Origin of the sequence: Companilactobacillus huachuanensis (assembly GCF_005404815.1) — a bacterium.
GTDB classification, from domain to species: domain Bacteria; phylum Bacillota; class Bacilli; order Lactobacillales; family Lactobacillaceae; genus Companilactobacillus; species Companilactobacillus huachuanensis.
Genome location: NZ_BJDF01000031.1, coordinates 1 through 23,678, shown reverse-complemented (window position 1 = coordinate 23,678; position 23,678 = coordinate 1). Strand labels below are relative to the sequence as shown.

Sequence of the window (23,678 nt, the reverse complement as noted above, 5' to 3'; positions counted from 1 at the left end):
CATTGTTAGTGTCGGAACTCCAATGATACCTGATTTTTTCGTCTTGGTGTTTTTTTATTCAATTTTTTTCAAGTGGCTAACTTGATTATAAAATTTGCCGTTTTTATTTCTTTCAAAAGCATATATAAGTTATAGCATCCCAGTAGTAGCAAGGTCTTGATGATTGAATAAGGTTAATATAAGAAAATCTTAGAGAGCGAAGACAGGCGGTTAGCTCCCGAGCATTTTCAAAGTTTTGTAAATTGAGCGCGTACTTTGCGGTCAGTTTACAAAACTTTGAAAAGCGGAAGGAGTTGCCTGTCGTAGCTCGTTTTAGGACAGAGAGCGAAGATAGGGCGCCCAGCTCCCGAGCATTTTCTTAGATATGAGAATTGCACGCGTATTTTGCGGGCGGTTGTCATATCTATGAAAAGCGGAAGGAGTTGCCCTATCGTAGCTCGTTTTAGGACAGAGAGCGAAGACAGGGCGCCCAGCTCCCGAGCATTTTCTTAGATATGAGAATTGCACGCGTATTTTGCGGGCGGTTGTCATATCTATGAAAAGCGGAAGGAGTTGCCCTATCGTAGCTCGTTTTAATTAGAGAGCGAAGACGGCCCGGGAATTTCCGAGCATTTGCGTGAGTTCACTAATTATTCGCGTTTCTTGCGAATGATTTGGGAACTTATGCAAAGCGGAAGAAATTGGCCTGTCGTAGCTCGTTTTAGAGCCACAGCCTATATAACTCCAAAATTTTTAAAAGCAAAAAAAATGGCAGAACCTCCCGAATTAATCAGAGAAAATTCATCCATCAAAAAATACAATCCAACAGAAATAACTAAATAATATTGAAGCCCCAAAAGAACTACATCCATGAAAATAATCTAGCCACCGGGTGACAGTGATGGTAGCCAGCAGTGGGAAGTGTCGTTAGAACGAGCGAACTTCTCGTTCTTACAACACTAGGACGACTTTTGAGACTTGCCGATTTTTGCAAGGCTCAAAATCGAGGCCCGAGACCGCACTTCGGCTCGGACCGGTCCCCACAGCAGGCTACCATCACTGTCACCCGGTGGCGGCATACTTCAATACAACAAAAAAAGGAGTCCCATAAAAACAGGACTCCAAAACATTATTCAGCTAATTCAGTTCGAGCCCGCTCAATCTGGGCTAAAACCTGCTTAAAACCAGTTCCACCAAAAGAATTTCTTCTCTCGACAGCTACTTCCGGTTTCAAAACATCATATACATCGTCTTCGATCAAAGACGATATCTGTTTAAATTCTTCCATTGAAATATCTTGTAAATTTTGACCCGACTGTAGGCCCTTCAAAACTAATTCACCCACGATGCCATGAGCTTGTCTGAAAGGAATCCCCTTCGTAGCCAAGTAATCGGCCAATTCCGTTGCATTAGAAAAATCGTGTGTCGTTGCTTTGTACATATTATCTTTTTTAACTTTAACAGTTGAAAGCATTCCGTTGAAAACCCTCAAAGCTGGCAGAATAGTTTTGACAGTATCAAAAACACCCTCTTTATCCTCTTGTAAGTCTTTGTTATACGCCAAAGGCAAGGATTTCATTGTTGAAAGTAAACCTAATAAATGTCCAAAAACACGTCCACTTTTACCACGGATCAGCTCAGCCATATCAGGATTTTTCTTTTGTGGCATGATCGAGCTACCCGTTGTATATTTATCACTTAATTCTAAATAATTGAATTCATAACTGACCCACATACTCAACTCTTCACAAAAACGTGACAGATGCATCATCAATATTGACGCATTACTAAGAAACTCTAATGCAAAGTCACGGTCTGACACAGCATCCAACGAATTATTGTAGACTTCAGAAAATCCTAATTCGTCAGCTGTAAATTGTCGATCAATGGGAAAAGTTGTTCCAGCCAATGCTGCTGCTCCAAGTGGCGAAATATCAGTATGTTTTTGATTAAATTCAAAACGTTCCACATCCCGCTTGAGCATTGAGTAGTAAGCCATTAAATAATGACCATAGGAAATTGGTTGAGCGTGCTGTAAATGTGTATACCCGGGCATAATCGTCTCCACATTATCAGCTGCCAAGTTAACTAAAGTCTTTTGAATCGTTTTAATTTCTTCAATAATTTGGGGCAAACGTTTTTTGACATATAAGTGAAAATCTGTTGCCACTTGATCATTTCTAGAACGACCAGTATGTAATTTACCCGCTACCGGGCCGATTCGGTCAGTTAAAATACTCTCAATATTCATATGAATATCTTCATTTTCAACTGTAAAATGCAATTTATTTTTATGAAGGTCAGCTTGAATGCCTTCCAAACCAGCGACAATCTGTTGCACATCTTCACGACTCAAAATGCCCGTCTTCTGCAACATTTTCACGTGAGCCAAAGAACCTTCGATATCTTCATCAGCCATTAACTGATCGAAGCTGATTGAAGCACCAAACTCGTCTACCCATGAGTCAGCTTGAGCGGAAAATCTTCCACCCCAAAGCTTGGCTGTACTCATTGGTTTACTCCGTCTTTATGGGCCTCGGCTTGCTTAGCATTGGCCTTAGCAGCAACTTGAGCAGAAACTTGAGTTGGTAATCCCCAAAGTTTGACGAATCCTTGGGCAGCTTCTTGATCGAAGGAATCAGCTGATGTGTATGTTGCCAAATCTTTGTCATAAAGTGAGTTTGGTGACTTACGTCCTTGGACCCAAACAGTACCCTTAAATAGCTTTAACTTAACAGTTCCGTTGACCATCTTTTGACTTTCATGCAGGAATGCCAACAATGAGTCCATCAATGGAGAGAACCACAAGCCATTATAAATTGTATCGCTTAATTCTTTTTCAATATATGGCTTGAAATGTGCCAAATCACGTTCTATAGTCAAATCTTCTAATTCTTTATGAGCCTTCAATAATACTGCTGCAGCAGGAGTTTCATAAACTTCACGTGACTTGATACCAACCAAACGATTTTCAATATGGTCAATTCTACCGATACCATTTTCACCAGCAACAAGGTTCAATTCCTGAATCATCTCAGAAAATTTCATTTTTTCACCATCTAAGGTAACTGGCACACCATGTTCAAATTCAATTTCAATACTTGTTGGTTCATCAGGCGTCTTTTCAATTGGAGTAGTAATATCGAAAGCATCCTCAGGAGCTTCGTTCCATGGATCTTCCAAAACGCCACATTCATTAGCACGACCCCAAATATTGGCATCGATTGAGTATGGTGAGTCCAAATCGATAGGAATAGGAATGTTATTTTCCTTGGCGTATTCAATTTCTTCTTCACGTGACCAGTGCCAATCACGAACAGGTCCAAGCACGGTCATTTCTGGTGCCAAAGCGTGGATAGCAACTTCAAAACGGACTTGATCGTTACCTTTTCCGGTACAGCCATGGGCAATGGCGACTGCATCATTTTCTTTGGCAATTTCTACTAATTTTTTACTAATAAGAGGTCGGGAAAGAGCAGAGAGAAGCGGATAGATACCTTCATAGAGGGTATGTCCTTGTAAAGCCACGAGGGCGTAATCGTCGGCGAATTCATCCAAAGCGTCAATAGCAATTGCATCTACTGCACCAGCATCAATTGCTTTATTCTTGATAAACTCAAGATCTTTTCCTTCACCAACGTTAATACAACATGCAATCACGTCGTATCCTTTATTCTTTAACCACGGAATGGCTACTGATGTATCCAATCCACCGGAATATGCTAAAATTACTTTCTTTGTCTCTGTCATAATGTTATCTCCTCTTATTAGAAAAAAATTAATTGTTGAAAAAGATATTATCATCATCGACACTCTTTTTCAACAATTAAATTAGAGAAATATTAGATTTTTTAATTTTCATTATAAATGTTTACGTTTTCACTTGTGAAAAGTCACATCTGCTATGGTAACTGTCCAGCACTTTCTTAGAACCACTTTCTAAAGTATTTAAGGGATTCTAAATAACAAATTCATTCACATCATGACGGTATGTATTGACTGGCATCACTGAATTACTGCTATCAATGTAAATATTCATAACTGCAATCAAATTATTTTTTTGATAGATAGGATCATGAAATCACTATACTTTTAACCAATAACAAATTGAACATTTCACATCATATTTATTGATAGTCTGAGACATTTTAATTATTTTATTATAATTTAAAATTCAATTTTTAATAAAGATAAATAAGCAGAAGCGGTATTCGTTTTATTGTTGCTGCCATAAAAAAGTTAAACCAGTTGGAAGAGCTGAGAGTATTCATTTGCAGCGAAAGTGGTCCGAGATTGCTTCCCAGGCTCGAGCCGTTCCGCGCAGCAATTGAATACTCTCAACTCTGGAAACGATATCCTCAAATAAACTTTCAAACTTTAGTTTCAATCAATATCTTTTCATCAGGTTCGGCATAATAAACATGCTTATGAGAAATAAACTTAATTTTTCCATCGGCAACTACTGAGAAACAACCATGTGTTACTAAGACATTTATTTTAATACCTTTCCAGACGAATGAATATTTCAACGACTTCCAAGTACTAGGAATATGTGGCTGAATCTGCAAACCATCCTTTACCAAACGAACCCCACCAAATCCTTCTATGACAATCTTCCAAGTACCGGCTAAGCCAGCCATATGAACACCTTTAACTGATGAATTCATATTAGTTCCTAAATCTATTTGGCAATTTTTTTCAAAATAATCGAAGGCCTTACCGTAAAGTCCAATATCGTTAGCCAAAATTGCGTGGGTTGAAAATGACAATGAAGAATCATGAATAGTTTTAGGTTCATAGTAATCCCAATTCTTCTTGATGATTTTTTTCGAAAAATTTCCTTCAAATAGTAACAACAGCAATAATACATCCGCTTGCTTAGTAACCTGAATTTTATCTAACTGTTTCAAATCAAAGTCTTTGAAAATTTCTGAAGTACTATCTGACATTCGATATTTATTAACATTGATTTTCTTATATGATAAGTAATTATCGTCTTGAGGGATAATGCCATCACCGTTAGGTTCAGGTAAGTACATCATAGATGCCTTTTCAATTAATTCTTTAACTAACTGTTTCAAATTAAATTTCTTATTTAAGTGATTATATGTCAGCAAGTCATTCTGGCGCAGATCTGTAATAACTTCAGCACCTTTTCGCATACACCAGTGCGCCATGTAATTAGTAAAAGCATTATTATCAGCATGCTCTTTATATTCATCGGGTCCAATAACATCAAGAATCTCAAAACTATTTTTAACACTATTCCAAGTCACTCGACTAGCCCAAAATTGAGCACACTGCAAAATTATTTCGTAACCCATTCGCTTGGCAAATGCATAATCGCCTGTATTTTTAATATATTGGTAAACGCCAAATGCGACATCACTCGTCACGTGAATCTCCGTTGAACCTGACAAAATTTTCATCGGTTCACCCGTAATAATATCAGCACTCCCCCACAAAGGCGCAGACTCAGCATCTTCTGGCATGGCCGCTTCCCAAGGATATTGAGCACCCTTGTAACCACCTTGATGAGCCTTTTTTTGCGCCCCTATTAAATTCAAATAACGATAAATTAGTAGATTATGAGCATAGGATGGAATATTCAACCTAAAGAATGGCATCATAAAAATTTCTGTATCCCAAAAAGCATGACCCTTATATCCTTCACCTGTCATCCCTTTTGCACCAATATTTTTACTATAATCACAAGGTACATTTGCAACCAATTGATATTGTGCATAATTGACTGCAATTTGCGGTTTATTATTATGCGAGGAAATCTCTACACAACTGTTATTCCAAATTTTTTCTGCCCAAGCTTTTGTCGAATTAGCTAACAATTTTTGATAAGTCTCACGACCGACATGTTCCAATTGATGAAGACAATCTTCGGAAACATTATCTTTCAAATCTTTATCGCTACTGCAGAAAACATTGGCATACTTAACAAAAGTCAAACATTGATCCTTTTCAACATCAATTGAGTAGTTGGCAAAAACTTGGCGACGTTCAATTTGTAATCTAGGATTCAATGTCAACTCAGTTTCATTCAAAAAGAGTCGGTGATACTCAGTTAAAGCAAATTTCACCAAAGAATTTTGAGTCTGGGTTTGCATCTGAACGAAACGAGCATTGAATAAACGCTTATTTCCTTCAATAAAGTGTTGTGTCCCACCATTTGTCTGCTGGCCATCAATCCCCGATTTAATTTGGAGACGAACGGTGTCAGAGATTGGGGTGATTTTTACTTCAGATACAAATAGATGACAATTTGCCATTGAAACAAATCTTCTGAATTCAAAATGCAGCTTATCAGGACCTTTTTTCCAATCAAATGCCCGAATAATTTCGCCATTTTTCAAATTAAGTCCACGCTGATAATTGGTCGTCTCGCCATGATTCAGACTCAGCGATTTCCCATTCACCGTAATTTCAATATTAACGATATCTGGTAAATTAGGTAATTCCGTTGCTTCTTTTTTAAATTTATCAAAAGTGCCCAAAATGAACATATCACGCTTTTCATTCAAGTAATGTTCCTCTAGAGATCCACGAATTCCTAAATAACCATTACCTTGAAACATCAATGATTCGTATTTACTCAAATGCGGTGTATCAGGATTAGTAACTCCAATCCACCAGTCATCATCTTTTTTAGTTGCAATTCCAAATAGCATTGAAATCATCTCTTTTTGCTGTTTAAACATATAGTTGCTATTAACAATAATATAATGGCTAATTAAAAAAAAGACAATCAAAACGCCGTGAGTTTATAATCCAGCATTCCGATTGTCTTATTGAAGGTTGAAAGGACTCCTTTCAATCTTTATTCAATTAATTAATTGATAAACTGCTCCAATCATTCCTGCATCATTCTTCAACTTTGCAGCCTTGACCGGTGGCAAATCTAAATTTTTAATACTATTATGCACCTTTTTAATTTCTTCAATGGCTTGGTTCAATGTTTCAATAAACTCAGTATTATTACTAATTCCACCGCCAACAATAACTGTTGCAGGGTCAAACGAAACTTCTAAGTTAATAATCCCCTTAGCTAAACTGTGATAATAGCTTTTTAAAACACTCTTAGCTAACACTTCTCCATTATCTGCACGTTTGAAAATGACCCGAGCATCATCAACTGGCTTATCACTGTACTGATTGTATCTTCTAATCAAACCGATTACTGTAGCTCCACGAAAGTTAAGACTGCCCATTTCAACGTCAATATCGTCATCCTCAACAATCATCCAGCCAAACTCACCTGAACGAGCGTGTGCTCCGCGATAAATTTGATTATTAATAACTAATGCTCCACCGACACCGGTTCCTAAAACTAAGCTTAGATAATCATGAACTTCTCGTGCAGAACCGATCCATTTTTCTGCGATGGCAGCAGCATTGGCATCATTTTCAATTTTTACTGGCAGACCTGTCTTATTTTCTAATATGTCCTTAAGATTAATTTCATAAAAACACTTCACCGCTCCAGCCGTTGTTAAATATCCGTCTTCTTGAACAACTCCTGGCATACTGACACCAATACCTGCCAGATTTGAGTCAATTGTTTTAATATTCTCGACTGCAGTAAGTAAATCTTCCAATAATCCAGTTTGATTTTCAGCTTTAGTTTTGAAACTATTTTTATTTGAAACAACACCATTTTCATCAACTAAACCATATTTAACAGAGGTACCACCAATATCGATGCCCATATATTTTGTCATATTATTTTCTACTCTATTTCTGAACCGTTATGTTTGATCACATCTTGGAACCAATAGAATGAGTCTTTACGGTAACGATTCAATGAACCGGTGCCATCATCATTTTCATCCACATAGATCATCCCATAACGCTTCGACATTTGACCTGTACTTGCGGCGACTAAATCAATGCACCCCCAAGGCGTATAGCCAATTAAATTAACCCCATCTTCAAGGACGGCTTTCTTCATTTCCCGAATATGATTGTTCATATAGGAAATTCGATACTCATCATGAATTTGATTATCAACTGTCTTCTTATCAATTGCGCCCAAACCGTTCTCAACAATAAACTGTGGCAAATGATATCGGTCATTAAACCAATTGAGTGCATATCTTAGTCCAACGGGATCAACTTGCCAGCCCCACTCGCTAGCTTTAACATACGGATTTTTTACTCGGTCATAACTCTCATTATATTCGAGTTTACCGGTATCTTTAACAGTAAATGACATATAGTAACTGAATCCAATATAATCAACTTTACCCTCACGTAAATATCTTAAATCAGTTTCAGTAATATCTAAATTAAATTTTTGTTCCTTAAAATGATTCAATAACCATTGTGGATAAAAACCATTAGCATGAACATCAGCAAACCAAAATCTCGTTTGCATAGCACGTTGAGCAAAGAGAACATCCTCTGGCTTTGAAGTTAATGGATAAATTGGTGTCATTGCAATCATACAGCCAATTTGAAAATCGTGATTAATTTCATGACCAATTTTTACGGCCATTGCACTCGCAACTAATTCGTAATGTGCTGCTTGATACATTAACTTTTCATTTTCTTCGTTAGATTTAGGCAAAATACCTGAATCAGTAAATAAAGCATGACTGGACTCAAAATCGGTTTGATTATTTATTTCATTAAAGGTCATCCAATATTTAACTTTATGTTGATAGCGCTTGAATACAACTGTTGCAAATTTAACAAAAAAATCAATTACCTTACGACTTCTCCAACCGCCATACTTTTGTACCAAGTGATACGGCATTTCAAAATGTGACAACGTAATAACTGGTTGAATATTATATTTAAGACATTCATCAAATAAATCATCGTAAAATTTCAATCCTGACTCATTTGGTTGTTCATCATCACCATTAGGAAATATTCTTGTCCAAGCTATTGACGTTCTAAAGGCCTTAAATCCCATTTCAGCAAATAATTTAATATCTTCAGGATAACGATGATAAAAGTCGATAGCATTGTGATTTGGGTAAAATTCATTAGGATCAATCCCATCAGTAACCTTTCTTGGAATATCATTGGCACCAATCGTCATTACATCTGCAGTACTTAATCCTTTGCCCCCTTGATCGAATCCACCCTCGAGTTGGTGTGCAGCAACTGCACCGCCCCAGAGAAATCCATCTGGAAATGCTTGTCCTTTTAAATTCATAAATAGTTATCCTCTATCAATCGATTAGGCGTCAACTACTTCTGTATCAGTAGTCTCTTTTTTAGCGTCTTTTTCAATTTCTGCTTTCTTATCTTCTTTTGAATCTTCATCATCTGGTACAGCCATTCTGTTAGCTGCCAAAACGAATGGGAAATACATCATAACGGAAACAGCTAAACAAACAACACCCATAATTAATCCGATTAAATTACCACCCGTTCCTAAGAACGGCATCAAAGGCCCTGGAGTTGTCCACGACATCCCTATCGCGGGTGTCGGCATCCAATTAAAGACAACCGTTACCATATAACCTATTAAAATATTAACAACTGGTGTTAAGACGAATGGTACAGCCATGATTGGATTCAAAACAATTGGCAAACCAAACATCAAAGGTTCATTGATATTGAATAATCCAGGTACTAAAGCCATCTTAGCGATAGTACGATAATCCTTTCTTCTTGAAACAAGGAAGATTGCAATGATTAGACCCAACGTCATACCACTACCACCCATGTTAGCAAAAACATCGTTTAGAACACCCCATGTAACACGATGTGGAACACCCCAAACAGTACCGTGAGCATTAATAAAAGTTTGATTACTTAAATCTGCTTCAGTAAAGATAATTGATCTCAAAGCATTCAAAGTATTTGGACCATGAATACCAACTAACCATAGTAAATTTTGAACGATGGCAATGATAATAACACCATAAATATTTACACCGATGTGAGTTAATGGCGTTTGAATCGTGTTGTAGATAACATCATTGATTCCTTGTGGTGAAACCATTTGAATAAAGTAATTCAAAACTGAAGCTAACATAATGACAATAACGATTGGAATCAGGCCATTAAATGAACGAGCAACAGCTGGTGGAACCATATCTGGCATTTTAATTTGTAGCTTCTTAATTCTTGTTAATTTTGGTAAAAACTCACCAACTAAACCACCACAGATTATGGCAACAAACAAACCTTGTGCACCCATGTACGTTGTAGGCAAATATGTAACTCCGCCTTTCATAATTGATGGTGAGTATAAAATCATGAAAACTGCGATACCTGTCATACCAACCAACATATCATCGGCATGGAAGTATTTAGCCAAATTTCTCGCAACTAGATACGCAATAAAAATTGACATGATATTCATTGTCCCATTAGTTACGGAAGTCAAAAGTTTCTGTGCTTCCTCTAAGTGTGGGAAAAATTTCGGTAAGAATAAAATCTGTGCAATAAAACCTTGCTTTGAAAAAATAAGATTATTAATCAAAATAACGATTGACGCCGCCATAGTGATTGGAAATGTATACATGAAAGCATCACGAATCGCAGCAACGTGACGTTGTTCATTTAACTTCGTTGCAAACGGTACGATGTGTTTTTCCATGAAGGCATTAAAATTGTTCATCATAATATATTGTGTCCCCCCTAATCAATTTACTTACATAGTATAAAAAAGCGCTTACAAAAAGTGAATACTTTGCAAGCGTTCTGATTATTCGTACCTATGATATGACTGATTTTCCGAGTTTGGAACACTATGTACCAGCTAATTTAATCGTCGAGCAACGTCTTGATTATGCAATTCTTTCAACAACCCATCTACCAAATAAACCGCCGGTACTTGACTTGTTAAATCGTAATACTTATGGATTCTTGTTTCTTCCACACTGTACGACAAAGCATATCGGCCCATTCTTGCAATCGGACTCTCGATATTTCCAGTAATACTCGTTAAAACGGTATCTGCGGAATTAACGAAATTGTTTAACATTTCAACCAATTCTATCGTCTTTCCTGACACTGATAGTGTAACTAATACATTATTTGAAGTGTTATGTAATTGTTGAATCAACGGATAGTATGGATCTTTCATTGTATAACAATTGAATCCTAATGATGCCGCCTGCCTAGATGCATATTCAGCAATTGCTCCCGAGGCGCCCATGCCAATGAAAATGATATTGTCAGCATCTAACATCAAATGAGCAACTAGTTTAATAGTTTTTTCAATATCATTGGGAAAGGCATCCCTCGTAAACATTGTTAAAATATCATTATTTGATCTCATCAAATCCTGATTTTCAGTTTTAAAAGATACTTTAAATTCCGGAAAACTACTATAACCAATTTTATGAATAAAACGCATCACTGAAGAATTGGATGCGTGAGCCCCAGTGGCTAAATCCCTGACTCGCATATATGGAACTTGTTCATCATGATCCACAATATAACGATAAATCGCCATATCCACTTCAGAAAGTTTATCTATATCTTTAAATCCAAAAAACGCCATTTCTTTTCCCCTATTATTTCATCAATAAATTCAATGCTGCACGGTAAGTATTAGGCATTGTTCTAGCAACCATTACCATCCCGTGATCCATTACAGAATTGTAGTAACGACGCTTTGGATGGATATCTGTAGCCGCCTGAAAAAATACTCTCGCCAAATCTTCTGAAGTCGCACCGGTTCCAATTTTACCAAAGAGATTTTCCACTTTATCAACTAAATCCTCATATGGTGAATCATCTAGTAAATTTTTACGAGCATTTTCGAAAGCAATCTTACTCCATTCAGACTTAGTCAAACCTGGTTGCACGATGACAGAGCGAACACCAAACCTGCGAACCTCAGTGTCCAAGACATCACTCCACATATTCAATCCAGCTTTAGTAGCATGATACCAACCACCCAATGGACTATAAACATTTGCGGCAATGGACGAAATATTCACAATGCGTCCAAATCCTTGATGTCTCATAAATGGCAACACTAATTGTGTCAATTGATCGACAGCAAATAAATTAACATCAAATTGTTTCTTGGCGTTCTCAATTGAAACTTCTTCCAAAGGACCATATTCACCATAACCAGCATTATTGATCAAAACGTCAATTTGGCCTTCTTCACTAATGACATGATCAACTAACCCACGTACAGACAACTTATCAGTTACATCTAATTGTTGCGTATGAATACCCTGCTCCTGTAAGTCAACTAATTTTTCCACCCGACGAGCTCCACCATAAACCTCAAAACCTTGTTTTTGAAAATACAAAGCCGCAGATCGTCCCATACCTGATGAAATCCCAGTAATAATAACCACTTTTGCCATAACACATGCCTCCAAATCGTATTTAATTATATTTTAAACTACGTTTGGCCCTATTTAAATATGTCGACTCCAGAGCTGAGAAATATTTTAATAGCTTTACTCAATCAAATAAATAATTTTCATAAAAAAAATCAAGCATTCCACTGTTTATGGACCTGCTTGATTTACAATCTATTTTTAAAAACCAAAGGTTGAAAGATGAAAAATTAATATACCCATTGTTGTTACAGACGTAGAACCAATTTATTTAAATAATCAGAAATATTCGTCTTATTGTTCCTGTTATTAAAGAAATAAATTAGTCGGAAGAGCTGAGAGTATTCATTTGCAGCGAAAGTGGCGTTATTGCTTTAGCAATTACACCACCGGGTGTGTTGAAGACCGCGGGTTTTGCGAGGCTTCAACCGAGGAACGAGTCCGCTTCCCAGGCTCGGGCCGTTCCGCACAGCAATTGAATACTCTCAGCTCTGGAAACGGCATACTTAACTAAATCTTTCATCTTTGATTAAACCTTAAAAATCTCAATACTACTTTTAATTGATAATGATTTTAATTCTATTAAATCTTAGTAATTACAACAAATTAAACCAAACTAAAACCCAATCATTACTTACAGTCCAGAATAGATCTAGACTAACTCTTCAACAGACGTTGCAACGGCCACATTAGAATTAGCATCCACTTGATACGTCTGACCATGATTGATAAATTCAATCCCATCGCCAACTGTTCCGACAACAAGATTGTCCCTATCAACACTAACTTTAACTATATTTCCTTGCCAATTGATTTGATACTTCAAGCTCTTCCAAGTATCCGGCAGATGTGGTTCGATTTTTAGTCTGCCATTATCAATTCTCATACCACCAAAACCTTGAACCGTCATATTCCAAACTCCACCACAGGCTGCCATATGTAATCCTTGAGCTGCCTTACCGACATGAACACCCAGGTCGGTTTCGCAGGACATCTCATACAATTTATAGGCTTCATCTGTTAATCCAAGATCACTAGCCAAAATCGAATGAATTGAGAGTGATAACGATGAATCATGAGTTGTTTTTGGCTCATAGTAATTCCAATTGCTAATCTTTACTTGATCTGTAAACATATCTTCAAATAAATATATTAATAACAAAACATCAGCTTGTTTTGTTATTTGCATATCATTGATTTGTGACAAATTATAATATTTAAATACATTACTGATTTGATCGTTAACTTTAAACTGAGAAACATCAATTTTCTTTTTCGACAAGTATTGATCATCTTCAGCAATCACACCCTCAGCATTAGGTTGAGGTACATATATCTTATTGACTTGTTTAATCCAGTCGCCGTAGGTTTTCTTCAAATTAAGCTTATCGTTCAAATCAACATAGAGCGCCGGATTGTCTTCCTTGATAAGATTATAAACTTTAATAGCTTTTTGGATGCACCAACGAGCTGTGAAGTTTGTGTAAGCATTGTTATTAACGTGTTCCTTATATTCGTCTGGTCCAATAACATCGTTAATCTCATAAATATCTTGAGCTTGATTATATTCTAACCGACTGCTCCAAAACTTAGCCGCGTCCAGAATGATTTCAAAGCCCATCTTTTCAGCAAATTCATGGTCACCCGTGACGTTTAAGTAGTCCATCAAAGCAATCACAATATCGCTCGTAATATGTTGTTCGATGAAACCAGACCAAATTTTCATCGGCTTACCAGTAATAATATCGGCTGAACCCCATAGTGGTGTCGTTTCTCCATCAGCTGGATGTGCTGCCTCCCAAGGGAACTGAGCCCCTTTATAATTGTTATCCAAGGCCTTCTTATGAGCACCTTCAAGTCCAAAATAACGATAGGTTAAAAGATTTTTAGCTACTTCTGGCATTGTGAAAGTATAGTATGGCAACATGAAAATTTCAGTATCCCAGAAACTGTGGCCTTTATAACCCTCGCCAGTAATTCCCTTGGCACCAATATTTTTACGTGGATCATGCGGTGTATTGGCGGCCAATTGATAGCGAGCAAAATTGATAGATACTTGTGGCATTTCATCATCAGATTCAATTTGAACAAAACTCTTATTCCAAATATTCTTGTTCCAAACTCGAGCTGATTTTTGCAATAATTCTTGATAGTTACTCAAACTGGCAAATTTCAAATCATCAACCGACGATTCGGCCATCTTATCAGCATTGTGGTGCTCGTCCATACTTGTGTAAACATTGGCATACTTCACCAAAGTCAATTTTTGATTTGGCTTCATATCAAATTCATAGTTACCAAAAATCTGTCGACGTCCCATCTTCATGTATGGCTTAATTCCCATTAAAACTTCGTCAATGTATAGTTTGTGCCTTACATTAAAGACAAATTTAATATGTGACTGCTGAGTTTCTGATTTCATCTGAATGAATTTGCCATCATAAAGACGTTTGTCGCCTTCCATCAAATGTTGTGTCTCACTGTTTGACTGCTGTCCATCAATTCCAGACTGAATTTTAACATTGATATCCTTATCAGACATGATTTCCACTTTTGAAACAAAGAGATGTTTGTCTTTCATGGAAACAAAACGGCTGTATTTAAAGCCAATCCGTTTATCATTGATGATCCAATCAAAATTACGTGTTAATTCACCATTTTTTAAATTCAGATTCTTCTGATAATTCTCAACGCGACCTGAACTCAAAGATAAAGGTATGTCATCAATTTGAATTTCCATATTCAAAATATCAGGCAAATTTGGTAATTCGGTAACTTCACTTGGAAAGGCATCAAAAGTCCCTGAAACGAACATATTCCGTCGTTCATTCAATTGACGTTCCTCAGAAGCCGCCCGTATCCCCATATAACCATTACCTTGAAACATCAACGTTTCAAGCTTATTAATCATCTTTGGATCATAACCATTAGTCCCGATATACCAACTGTTTTTCTTATCAGTATTTACGCAAAATTTCATTTTATCATCTTCCAATCAAAAAGAATATTTTGTCACAAATACTGGTAATGTCGTTAACATGTTTAAACTTCCTCAAAACTATTATAAACGATTTTATGATAAATATGAAAAAATTCACATTCATAATATAAAAAAATATAAGACTGCCGTCTCCAGAGCTGAGAACATTAACCTGCTATGCGGATCGGTCCAAGCCTGAGGGGCGGTCTTGAACCTCGGTTTGAATTCTTGCAAAACCAGCAAGTATCCAAACTCGCCCGGTGGTGTAACGGCTAAAGCCGTAACGCCACAACCACAACCGGTTAATGTTCTCAGCTCTTCCGACTAATTTATCCTTTGTTTTAAATTTAATTAAATTGCCATTCTAGATATAACAGCACAATTACCTAAACTTTCAACCTTTTAGTATTCCTCATTTAACGCAAATAAGCCTAACAATCAAATTGATTGTTAGGCTTATTTGGTGTCAGAAAGTTGACCATGTTTTGTCACACTATTCTAAAATTGAAGCACGATGCCTCAATAATCTTTATTTTCTGTTATTATTTTCTTTCAAATTGCTCAAAATCAATACTTGAAGTTCCTTCAAATCGATTCCATACAAATCTGATAATACAAATAACAATTCACCATCAATAATCTTGTTCTTGTCAGTTTCAATAGCACTCAAAACTGAAGTTGATGTTGAAAAGTTATAGTTGCTCTTTACGTTATCAACAACCTGTTGTAATGTCAGCTCTTTAAAAAATCTCTTAGTACGCAAATATCTTCCAATCGTCATCATACGTTAAATACAACCTATACCTTTCATAATATGAAAATTTAGTTTAAAATACGACTTTTTCCAAAAATATTCTTGGAAATTTTGTAATTATAGCTATTTATAAGGATACCAATGATTCCTTAGAGAAACCTTAAAATAGAAAAAATAATCAAAATATTCTTGGATTAAATGCATTTATTATTATAGTCTTTTAATGGTCAAAGACTCCAGAAATTAATACTATATTGTTTAATTTCCACAAAAATAACGTTAACTTTGACGAATTAACGTTATTTTTGCTGATTAACATCCTGTTGCAATTGGTTCAACTGACCATTTCCCGAAAGTTTCTGATACTGCTGATATGCTTGATACCAGTTACCTGAGCTAATAGCCGAACGTAATCCCGAATAAGCATCGTTTGAGAAAATCTCTTGAGCGGCAGTTTGTGCTTGAGTCTTCGACAGTGACGATGAATTCTCAATTAAATTGGCTGCCTGCTCTTGATCACTGGCAGCCGACATAATTTGAGACATCTTCTTCTTGCCAATGACTGACGCCGCACGATCAATTTTTTTGTCTTTAGTTGGATCACCAGTTTTCTTAGATTTGACCTTTTTAACCAGTTCCGATTTAACAACCTTGTCACTCGCAGTATCATTGCCGGTAGCATTGCGAATCATATTATTCAGTGGAAAGAAAAATACCACGCACAATATCAAAATTACTAAGATGGAAACTAATGTAATAATTAGTGGCTTTCTATTCTTTTTACGATGGCGCATACAATCACCCTTCTTCTATCAGATATCTTAACACTCAACTAAGTGACTTATGGTATTAGTTAATTAATATCAGTTTGCGATTATTAAATAAAGATAATTTCTACAAAAATGAATAATTTACAAACCAAAACTACTTGTCATATAAGTATGTGGGAATAATGATTTTACTGCAATTCTTTTAAGCAACTATTTTTTTATAAAACATATAACTTTTCGGAGGGAATGATCATATGTAAATGTTGTTATATCAATAAAATCTATAATTTAGTCAGTCAATTAGATTCATAAATATTTATTGACTTATTTCCTCAAGTAGCCTTTTTAAACATACATCTAAAGGCCGAAAGTTTGATGCATTATGCCATTTCCAGAGCTGAAAGTATTCATATGTTGCGTGGTACGATCCGAGACCGTTCCGCATAGCAGGTTAATACTCTCAAATCTGGAGATGGCATATTTAAATGTACTCCCAATACTTAAATTTATAAATTTTAATCTAAGGAGATATCTGAAGTTATATTTCATGATATTTCCTCTTTTTTTGTCCCAAATTAACCTGACCAAAAAACAATTATTAGAAAATGAATCTCCCATAGAACGGTGATGACACCCCTTTCAAAAATCTTGAGCCATTTATTGCAAGCCAAAAGTCCTAAAATAAGACAAATTGTATTTTTACTAATCTTTTTAATAATTCTTTAATAATTAGGGTTGTAAATTAGATTTAAATTAATTATAATCAAAATCAATTATTACATCTCAATTCAAACGACTGTGTGTAGACCACTTTAATGTGGTTAGGGAGAATAAGAGATAAATTAAAAAACCGGGAGGGGATTTCTTGGGGTCTAATTCAGAATTTTTAAACATCAAGGACGTTAGTACCGCTTTTAAGATTAATGGTAAGTATTACGATGCTATTTCTCACATTAACTTAGAAGTACATCACGATGAAATTCTTGCCATTGTTGGCGAGTCAGGTTGTGGTAAAAGTACCTTGGCCACAACCATTATGGGACTACATGATCCAGAAGAAACAAAAATCAATGGGGAAGTTGATTTTGAAGGTACCGATCTTTTGAAACTAGATGAAAATGGCTACAACCAATTTCGTGGAGCTAAGATCGGTATGATTTTCCAAGATCCACTATCCGCTTTGAATCCACTAAAGAAAATTGAAGATCAAATCAGCGAGGTTATGAATTATCACACTGATTTTACCTCCGAGCAAAAACATCAACGAGTTTTGGAATTATTAGATGAAGTTGGAATTGTTAATCCTAAACGGACTGCTCGTCAATTTCCACATGAATTATCTGGTGGTATGAGACAACGTGTCATCATTGCCATTGCCATCGCCTGTAAGCCAGATTTAATCATTGCTGACGAACCAACTACCGCTTTGGACGTAACTATCCAAGCACAAATTCTAGATGTCCTACGTAATATTCAAAAAGAAAACCACGCTGGTATCATTCTTATCACTCATGATTTAGGAGTTGTTGCTGAAACTGCTGACCGTGTTGCTGTTATGTACGCTGGTCAAATTGTTGAAGAAGGCAGTGTGGAACAAATTTTTAACACACCTAAACATCCCTATACTCGTTCACTATTAAGATCAATGCCTCAACTTGACAAAGAAAATGACGACTTATATGTCATCAAAGGAAATGTTCCTTCATTACAAAAGATGCCACATGATGGTGATCGTTTTGCACCAAGAATTCCTTGGTTGCCTGCTGATGCACATGAAAAAGAACCAGCAATGCATGAACTTGAAGCTGGTCACATTGTTCGTTGTACTTGTTACAAAACATTCAAGTTTCCTGATGAACAAGGGGGTGCAACCGCATGAGCTTAATTGAAATCAAAGATTTAAAAGTTCACTACCCTATTCGTTCAGGTTTTTGGAATCGTGTCACTGATTCAGTTAAAGCTGTTGACGGCATTAGCTTCGATATTGAAGCCGGTGAAACATATGGCCTTGTTGGCGAATCCGGTTCTGGTAAATCAACGACTGGCAAATCCGTTGTTGGCCTCGAAAAGGTTACTAGCGGATCCATCATGTACAAAGGTAAGGATATTACGAAGAAGTCTAATCGTAAAAGTCTTGATTATAACCATGATGTCCAAATGATTTTCCAAGATTCTCTTTCCAGTTTGAATCCGCGTAAAAGAATTGAAGATATCATTGCTGAACCACTTCGTAACTTTGAACACCTCAGCAAAGATGAAGAAAAACTACGTGTTTTACAATTGCTCGATATCGTCGGACTTGATGCTGATGCTCTTTACAAGTATCCTCATCAATTCTCTGGTGGTCAAAGACAACGTATTGGTGTTGCTAGAGCTGTTGCTACTAATCCGAAGTTAATCATTGCTGACGAACCAGTTTCAGCCTTGGACTTATCGGTTCAAGCGCAAGTGCTTAACTTTATGAAAAAGATTCAACGTGAATTCGGTATTTCTTATTTATTCATCTCTCACGACTTGGGTGTTGTCAGACACATGTGTAACAACATCGCCATCATGAACAATGGCCGTTTAGTCGAGATTGGTACTAGAGAAGATATTTATAATCACCCTATGCACATCTACACTAAACGATTATTAGCTGCCATTCCTGAAACAAATGTTAGTCGACGTGCTGAACATCGTGCCAACCGTTTAAAAGTCGAAGAAGTTTATCGTGAACAACAAGATAAATATTACGACAAAGATGGTTTAGCTTACCCATTAGTTCAAATTACGCCAACACATTCAGTCGCATTACCTGAGGATTTGGCAGAACAATTAAAGCATGAAGGAGAGGTGCAAGCATAATGTGGAAAACAATTCTCCGTCGTATCTTAATTATGATTCCTGAAGTTATTATTCTAAGTATTTTGGTTTTCCTATTAGCTAAGGCAATGCCTGGTGATCCGTTTACTGGCTCCATTAATCCCAAAGCTGATCCCGCTCAATTACATCATTTAATGAAAATGAACGGTTTGTATGATCCATGGTATCAACAATATTGGAACTGGGTCGTCCATTTGTTCCACGGTAATCTAGGAAATAGTTACCAATATCAAGAACCAGTAACTCGTTTAATTGGTAGTCGTGCTGTCAATACACTTTGGTTAGCATTATTTACAACTATTTTGACGTATTGCTTTGCCTTACCAATGGGTATGTACGCTGCTAAACATGAAGGCAAATTACCTGATTCAATTATCAGAATTTACACATACGTAACTTACTGTATTCCTTTCTTCGTTATTTTAGTTATCGGCGTTTGGATCTTCGGTTATGTATTAGGATGGTTCCCAACGACTGGTTCCATTTCATCAACGGCCGCGTCCGGGTTGCCATCAATCGGTTCCCGTTTCTACCATATTCTTTTACCTGGTGTCTTGGGTGCATTGTTTGGAACTGTCAATGTCGTTCAATATCTTCGTTCAGAAGTTATCGACGCCAAACGTTCTGATTATGTTAGAACTGCCCGTTCAAAGGGTGTTCCTGAAAAGGATATTTACAAGCATCATATTTTTAGAAATTCATTGTTACCAATTGCAGCTTTTGCAGGTTACTCAATTACCGGATTGTTGAATGGTTCCCTATTTACTGAAACCGTCTTCTCATATCCCGGTATGGGACTACTCTTCATCAACTCAATTAGTTACCGTGATTACACTGTTATCACTGCATTAGTTTTAATCTACGGAATCTTGAATTTACTAGGTACCCTACTTTCAGATATCATCCTAAGTATCGTTGATCCTAGAATTCGGATCCAATAAGGGGGGCCGTTAAATTATGGAAGAGAATTTAAATAGACATTCAAAAATTTCCGCGGCCGACCTAGAACGACTTTCCAAAGAAGCTAAAGGAGAAGCTACTCCTTCTTCAGCCAAAATCATTTGGAGCGAGTTCAAAGCTGATAAGCCAGCAATGGCTGCGTTGATTATTATCATAGTTTTCATCTTATTCGTTATGATCGCATCACTTTTCATTAACACACCTAAGATGATGGAAACAGATATTATGAATTACAACTCTGCACCAGGTACCAATGGTTTCCTACTTGGAGCCGATACCGGTGGACGTTCGATTGGTCAGCAGTTGATCGTCGGTGCTAGAAATTCTATCGGTATTGCCATCGGTTTGACAGTTATTTCATCAACTTTTGGTATTTGCTGGGGACTTATTTCTGGTTACTTCAACGGTTACATTGACTGGGGTATGCAACGTGTGTACGACTTTATGATGATGCTACCAATGACTATGATGATCATCGTTTTAGTTACAATCATCAAAGATTACAACGCTGTTACCTTGACCTTGATTTTCTCAATCTTTTATTGGGAAGGAACTTCTCGACTGATTCGTTCACGTACCCTTTCTGAGTCTGAAAAAGATTACGTTGCTGCTGCCAAAACTTCTGGTACTAGCAATTTCAAGATTATCTTCAAGGAAATCATGCCGAACATTTCATCCCTTATTATCGTCGATACAACTTTATCATTCGCCGAAAATATCGGGGTTGAAACGGGTCTTTCTTATTTGGGATTTGGCCTTCCAATGCAAACACCATCACTTGGTACTTTGATTGCTAATGCCAATGATCCTAACAACATCACTCAATACTGGTGGACTTGGTTGCCAGCCGCACTATTGATCATCATCCTATGTCTTTCAATCAGTTACGTTGGTCAAGTTGTTCGTCGTTCTGCTGATGCTTCTCAGCGTCACGGTATTGATGCTTAATTACTTTTGAAATTATTATCAAACAATTGAAAGAAGTGATGCCTCCATCATTACAAAACTATCTTCTGGTTCTCTTTCTTTATTACAAAACCAATTCATCTTTCAACACGGGGTTTTGGCAAATTTAATTAGGGTTTAAAAAATTTCCAAGGGGGAAATATATATGGTTAAAACAAAAACAAAGCTAGCCTCAATTGCTGTTACCTTCCTAGCAGCATTGACCCTAGCAGGTTGTTCTAATAGTAGCAGCACTTCATCAAGTGCAAGTAAAGCTGTTAAACTACCAATGGCCTATAATAACAAAGCCGCTACAGACAAAAGCGCTACTAAGAATGGTACTTTGAAGTTAGCTATCGTTAACAACGCACCATTCCAAGGTATTTCTGATCCAACTTTGGCATCTAACAACGAAGATGCTCAAGCCTTTGCACCAGGTGGTCAAAATTCATTGTTCAATGTTGATAAGAACTACAAGATTGTTGATGGTGGACTTGCTAATCAAAAACTTGATCGTAAAGCAAAGACTGCTACAATCACAATTCGTAAGAATGCTAAGTGGTCAAACGGCTCACCTGTTACTGCTAAAGACGTTGAATACGTTTATGAAGTCTTAGGTAACAAGGCATCAACTTCACAACAATACTCATCTGATTTTGAGAATATTGAAGGTATGGCTGCCTATCACAAGGGTACTTCCGATACTATCTCAGGTATCACAATGCCTAACGGTGAAAATGGTAAAGTTGCCGTTCTTCACTTCAAGCAAATGACTCCAAGTATGAAGTTCTCTGGTAACTCATACATCTGGGGTTACATCGAACCTTACGAATACATTAAAGATGTTCCAATCGCTAAATTGGCTTCTTCAGAACAAATCCGTAAGAACCCTATCTTTACTGGTCCTTACAAGCTAGATAAAGTCGTTGAAGGTGAATCAACATCATGGTCACCAAACAAGTACTACTACGGCAAGAAAGCTCAAATCGGTCACATTACATTGAACGTTGTTTCAATGAACAATATCGATAAAGCTCTTCAATCTAAGAAGTATGATACTGTTGCTCCTTCAGTAGCTGGTTCACTTGGTAGTACTGACTACAAGAACTTGAAGAACCTTAAAGGTGTTACAAAAGTCGGTCAACCTGCTTTAGGTTACAGTTACTTTGCCTTTAACTTAGGTCACTACGATACTAAGACTGGTAAGAACGTTCAAGATTCAAACAAGAAGATGGCTAACAAGAACCTACGTCAAGCTATGATGTACGCTCTAAACGTTGACCAAGTTTCCGAGAAGTTCGGTAACGGAATCAAGTGGCGTGCTAATACTTTGATCCCACCTGCATTCTCAAAATACTATGACAAATCTGCTAAAGGTTACCCACTAAACATCAAGAAAGCTAACAAGTTGCTTGAAGATGCTGGATACAAGAAACGTAATGGTAGCAAGTGGCGTTCAGATCCAAAAGGTAAGAAACTCGTTATCTACTTTGGTGCTATGACAAGTAGTGCTACAACAGAAGCAACTTACCAAGATTATCTACAACAATGGCACAAAGTTGGCTTGGACGTTAAATACACAAGCGGCAAACCAGTTGAAATGAACAGTTTCTACGATACCCTTCAAAAACCAGAACAAAACAAGATGGATATCTGGTTAGGCGCATGGTCATTATCATCTGAACCATCACAATCACAACTTTATGGTGATACTGCACCATTCAACATGGGTCACTTTGCTACAGCAAAGAATACTGAATTGATCAATAAGATGAACGATGCTTCAGCTTGGAACGATAAGACACGTACTAAGACATTCAAAGAATGGCAAGAATACATGAACTCACAAGCTGGTGTCGTTGGTGAACAATTCAACTATGCATGGCAACCAGTTAACAACCGTGTTAAAGGATTCGATCTTAGCCCAGCTAACACCGAATTCTACAGTAACCTTACATTGACTTCTTCGAAGTTGAAGTAGTCAATGGGCTCCGTTATTCATGATCAATTGGCTGTTCTCCCATATTACACACACATAAAAAAATCGCAAATTGCAAGAACAAGTTAGCCACTTTTTAAAATACTGATTCCAAGGGATTTTCAGTTACTGGAGTTAGGCAGATTGTGTTTATTTCATTACATTG

General features: G+C 36.8%; 16 protein-coding genes. 5 read left to right on the top strand and 11 right to left on the bottom strand.

The genetic code is table 11. The annotated features are described in order from the left end of the window. Positions 1–1,108: 1,108 nt before the first annotated feature. The 11 genes from argH to FFM71_RS12365 form a co-directional block, all read right to left on the bottom strand. Positions 1,109–2,491, bottom strand: a complete 1,383-nt coding sequence (argH, locus tag FFM71_RS12415) for an argininosuccinate lyase (protein WP_137612474.1) — start codon at positions 2,489–2,491, stop codon at positions 1,109–1,111. Then, positions 2,488–3,729 carry an argininosuccinate synthase gene (locus tag FFM71_RS12410; RefSeq protein WP_137612473.1) on the bottom strand — a complete coding sequence of 414 codons (1,242 nt, stop codon included), beginning with the start codon at positions 3,727–3,729 and terminating at the stop codon, positions 2,488–2,490. The genes argH and FFM71_RS12410 overlap by 4 nt, the downstream gene beginning before the upstream one ends. A gap of 620 nt (positions 3,730–4,349) precedes the next feature. After that, on the bottom strand, positions 4,350–6,662 hold the full coding sequence (locus FFM71_RS12405) for a glycosyl hydrolase family 65 domain-containing protein (RefSeq protein ID WP_223876552.1): 2,313 nt from the start codon (positions 6,660–6,662) through the stop codon (positions 4,350–4,352). 153 nt (positions 6,663–6,815) lie between these two features. Beyond that, a complete protein-coding gene (locus FFM71_RS12400) occupies positions 6,816–7,712 on the bottom strand; it encodes an ROK family protein (protein WP_137612471.1) in 897 nt (298 codons plus the stop codon). An 8-nt stretch (positions 7,713–7,720) separates the two neighbouring features. Further along, positions 7,721–9,157 carry a 6-phospho-beta-glucosidase gene (locus tag FFM71_RS12395; RefSeq protein ID WP_137612470.1) on the bottom strand — a complete coding sequence of 479 codons (1,437 nt, stop codon included), beginning with the start codon at positions 9,155–9,157 and terminating at the stop codon, positions 7,721–7,723. 24 nt (positions 9,158–9,181) lie between these two features. Continuing rightward, entirely contained in the window at positions 9,182–10,573 is a 1,392-nt protein-coding gene (locus FFM71_RS12390) for a PTS sugar transporter subunit IIC (RefSeq protein WP_137612475.1), read from the bottom strand. A gap of 141 nt (positions 10,574–10,714) precedes the next feature. Next, the gene (locus FFM71_RS12385) at positions 10,715–11,461 is read right to left on the bottom strand and encodes a MurR/RpiR family transcriptional regulator (RefSeq protein WP_137612469.1); all 747 of its coding nucleotides are present in this window, start codon (positions 11,459–11,461) and stop codon (positions 10,715–10,717) included. 13 nt (positions 11,462–11,474) lie between these two features. After that, entirely contained in the window at positions 11,475–12,284 is an 810-nt protein-coding gene (locus tag FFM71_RS12380; RefSeq protein ID WP_137612468.1) for an SDR family NAD(P)-dependent oxidoreductase, read from the bottom strand. Between the two features lie 628 nt (positions 12,285–12,912). Then, positions 12,913–15,240, bottom strand: a complete 2,328-nt coding sequence (locus tag FFM71_RS12375) for a glycosyl hydrolase family 65 domain-containing protein (protein ID WP_137612467.1) — start codon at positions 15,238–15,240, stop codon at positions 12,913–12,915. 529 nt (positions 15,241–15,769) lie between these two features. Further along, positions 15,770–16,024 carry a RodZ family helix-turn-helix domain-containing protein gene (locus FFM71_RS12370; protein ID WP_137612466.1) on the bottom strand — a complete coding sequence of 85 codons (255 nt, stop codon included), beginning with the start codon at positions 16,022–16,024 and terminating at the stop codon, positions 15,770–15,772. A 269-nt stretch (positions 16,025–16,293) separates the two neighbouring features. Next, positions 16,294–16,788, bottom strand: coding sequence for a hypothetical protein (locus FFM71_RS12365; protein WP_137612465.1), 495 nt, complete (start codon positions 16,786–16,788; stop codon positions 16,294–16,296). 841 nt (positions 16,789–17,629) lie between these two features. On the opposite strand from FFM71_RS12365, the gene FFM71_RS12360 reads away from it, so the two are divergent. The 5 genes from FFM71_RS12360 (at position 17,630) to FFM71_RS12340 (ending at position 23,515) form a co-directional block, all read left to right on the top strand. Beyond that, positions 17,630–18,643 carry an ABC transporter ATP-binding protein gene (locus tag FFM71_RS12360; protein ID WP_137612464.1) on the top strand — a complete coding sequence of 338 codons (1,014 nt, stop codon included), beginning with the start codon at positions 17,630–17,632 and terminating at the stop codon, positions 18,641–18,643. Further along, positions 18,640–19,611, top strand: coding sequence for an ABC transporter ATP-binding protein (locus FFM71_RS12355; RefSeq protein WP_137612463.1), 972 nt, complete (start codon positions 18,640–18,642; stop codon positions 19,609–19,611). Before FFM71_RS12360 ends, FFM71_RS12355 begins: the two co-directional genes overlap by 4 nt. After that, a complete protein-coding gene (locus tag FFM71_RS12350; RefSeq protein WP_137612462.1) occupies positions 19,611–20,570 on the top strand; it encodes an ABC transporter permease in 960 nt (319 codons plus the stop codon). Before FFM71_RS12355 ends, FFM71_RS12350 begins: the two co-directional genes overlap by 1 nt. A 16-nt stretch (positions 20,571–20,586) precedes the next feature. Further along, the gene (locus tag FFM71_RS12345) at positions 20,587–21,537 is read left to right on the top strand and encodes an ABC transporter permease (protein WP_137612461.1); all 951 of its coding nucleotides are present in this window, start codon (positions 20,587–20,589) and stop codon (positions 21,535–21,537) included. A gap of 163 nt (positions 21,538–21,700) precedes the next feature. Further along, positions 21,701–23,515, top strand: a complete 1,815-nt coding sequence (locus FFM71_RS12340) for an oligopeptide ABC transporter substrate-binding protein (RefSeq protein WP_137612460.1) — start codon at positions 21,701–21,703, stop codon at positions 23,513–23,515. Positions 23,516–23,678 lie beyond the last annotated feature (163 nt).

Bases quoted from the DNA above. Each gene is read 5' to 3' on its own strand.
- argH (WP_137612474.1), bottom strand. From the start codon at position 2,491: ATGAGTACAGCCAAGCTTTGGGGTGGAAGATTTTCCGCTCAAGCTGAC.
- FFM71_RS12370 (WP_137612466.1), bottom strand. From the start codon at position 16,024: ATGATGACGATTGGAAGATATTTGCGTACTAAGAGATTTTTTAAAGAG.
- FFM71_RS12410 (WP_137612473.1), bottom strand. From the start codon at position 3,729: ATGACAGAGACAAAGAAAGTAATTTTAGCATATTCCGGTGGATTGGAT.
- FFM71_RS12385 (WP_137612469.1), bottom strand. From the start codon at position 11,461: ATGGCGTTTTTTGGATTTAAAGATATAGATAAACTTTCTGAAGTGGAT.
- FFM71_RS12340 (WP_137612460.1), top strand. From the start codon at position 21,701: ATGGTTAAAACAAAAACAAAGCTAGCCTCAATTGCTGTTACCTTCCTA.
- FFM71_RS12390 (WP_137612475.1), bottom strand. From the start codon at position 10,573: ATGAACAATTTTAATGCCTTCATGGAAAAACACATCGTACCGTTTGCA.
- FFM71_RS12405 (WP_223876552.1), bottom strand. From the start codon at position 6,662: ATGCTATTTGGAATTGCAACTAAAAAAGATGATGACTGGTGGATTGGA.
- FFM71_RS12350 (WP_137612462.1), top strand. From the start codon at position 19,611: ATGTGGAAAACAATTCTCCGTCGTATCTTAATTATGATTCCTGAAGTT.
- FFM71_RS12380 (WP_137612468.1), bottom strand. From the start codon at position 12,284: ATGGCAAAAGTGGTTATTATTACTGGGATTTCATCAGGTATGGGACGA.
- FFM71_RS12355 (WP_137612463.1), top strand. From the start codon at position 18,640: ATGAGCTTAATTGAAATCAAAGATTTAAAAGTTCACTACCCTATTCGT.
- FFM71_RS12400 (WP_137612471.1), bottom strand. From the start codon at position 7,712: ATGACAAAATATATGGGCATCGATATTGGTGGTACCTCTGTTAAATAT.
- FFM71_RS12395 (WP_137612470.1), bottom strand. From the start codon at position 9,157: ATGAATTTAAAAGGACAAGCATTTCCAGATGGATTTCTCTGGGGCGGT.
- FFM71_RS12365 (WP_137612465.1), bottom strand. From the start codon at position 16,788: ATGCGCCATCGTAAAAAGAATAGAAAGCCACTAATTATTACATTAGTT.
- FFM71_RS12345 (WP_137612461.1), top strand. From the start codon at position 20,587: ATGGAAGAGAATTTAAATAGACATTCAAAAATTTCCGCGGCCGACCTA.
- FFM71_RS12375 (WP_137612467.1), bottom strand. From the start codon at position 15,240: ATGAAATTTTGCGTAAATACTGATAAGAAAAACAGTTGGTATATCGGG.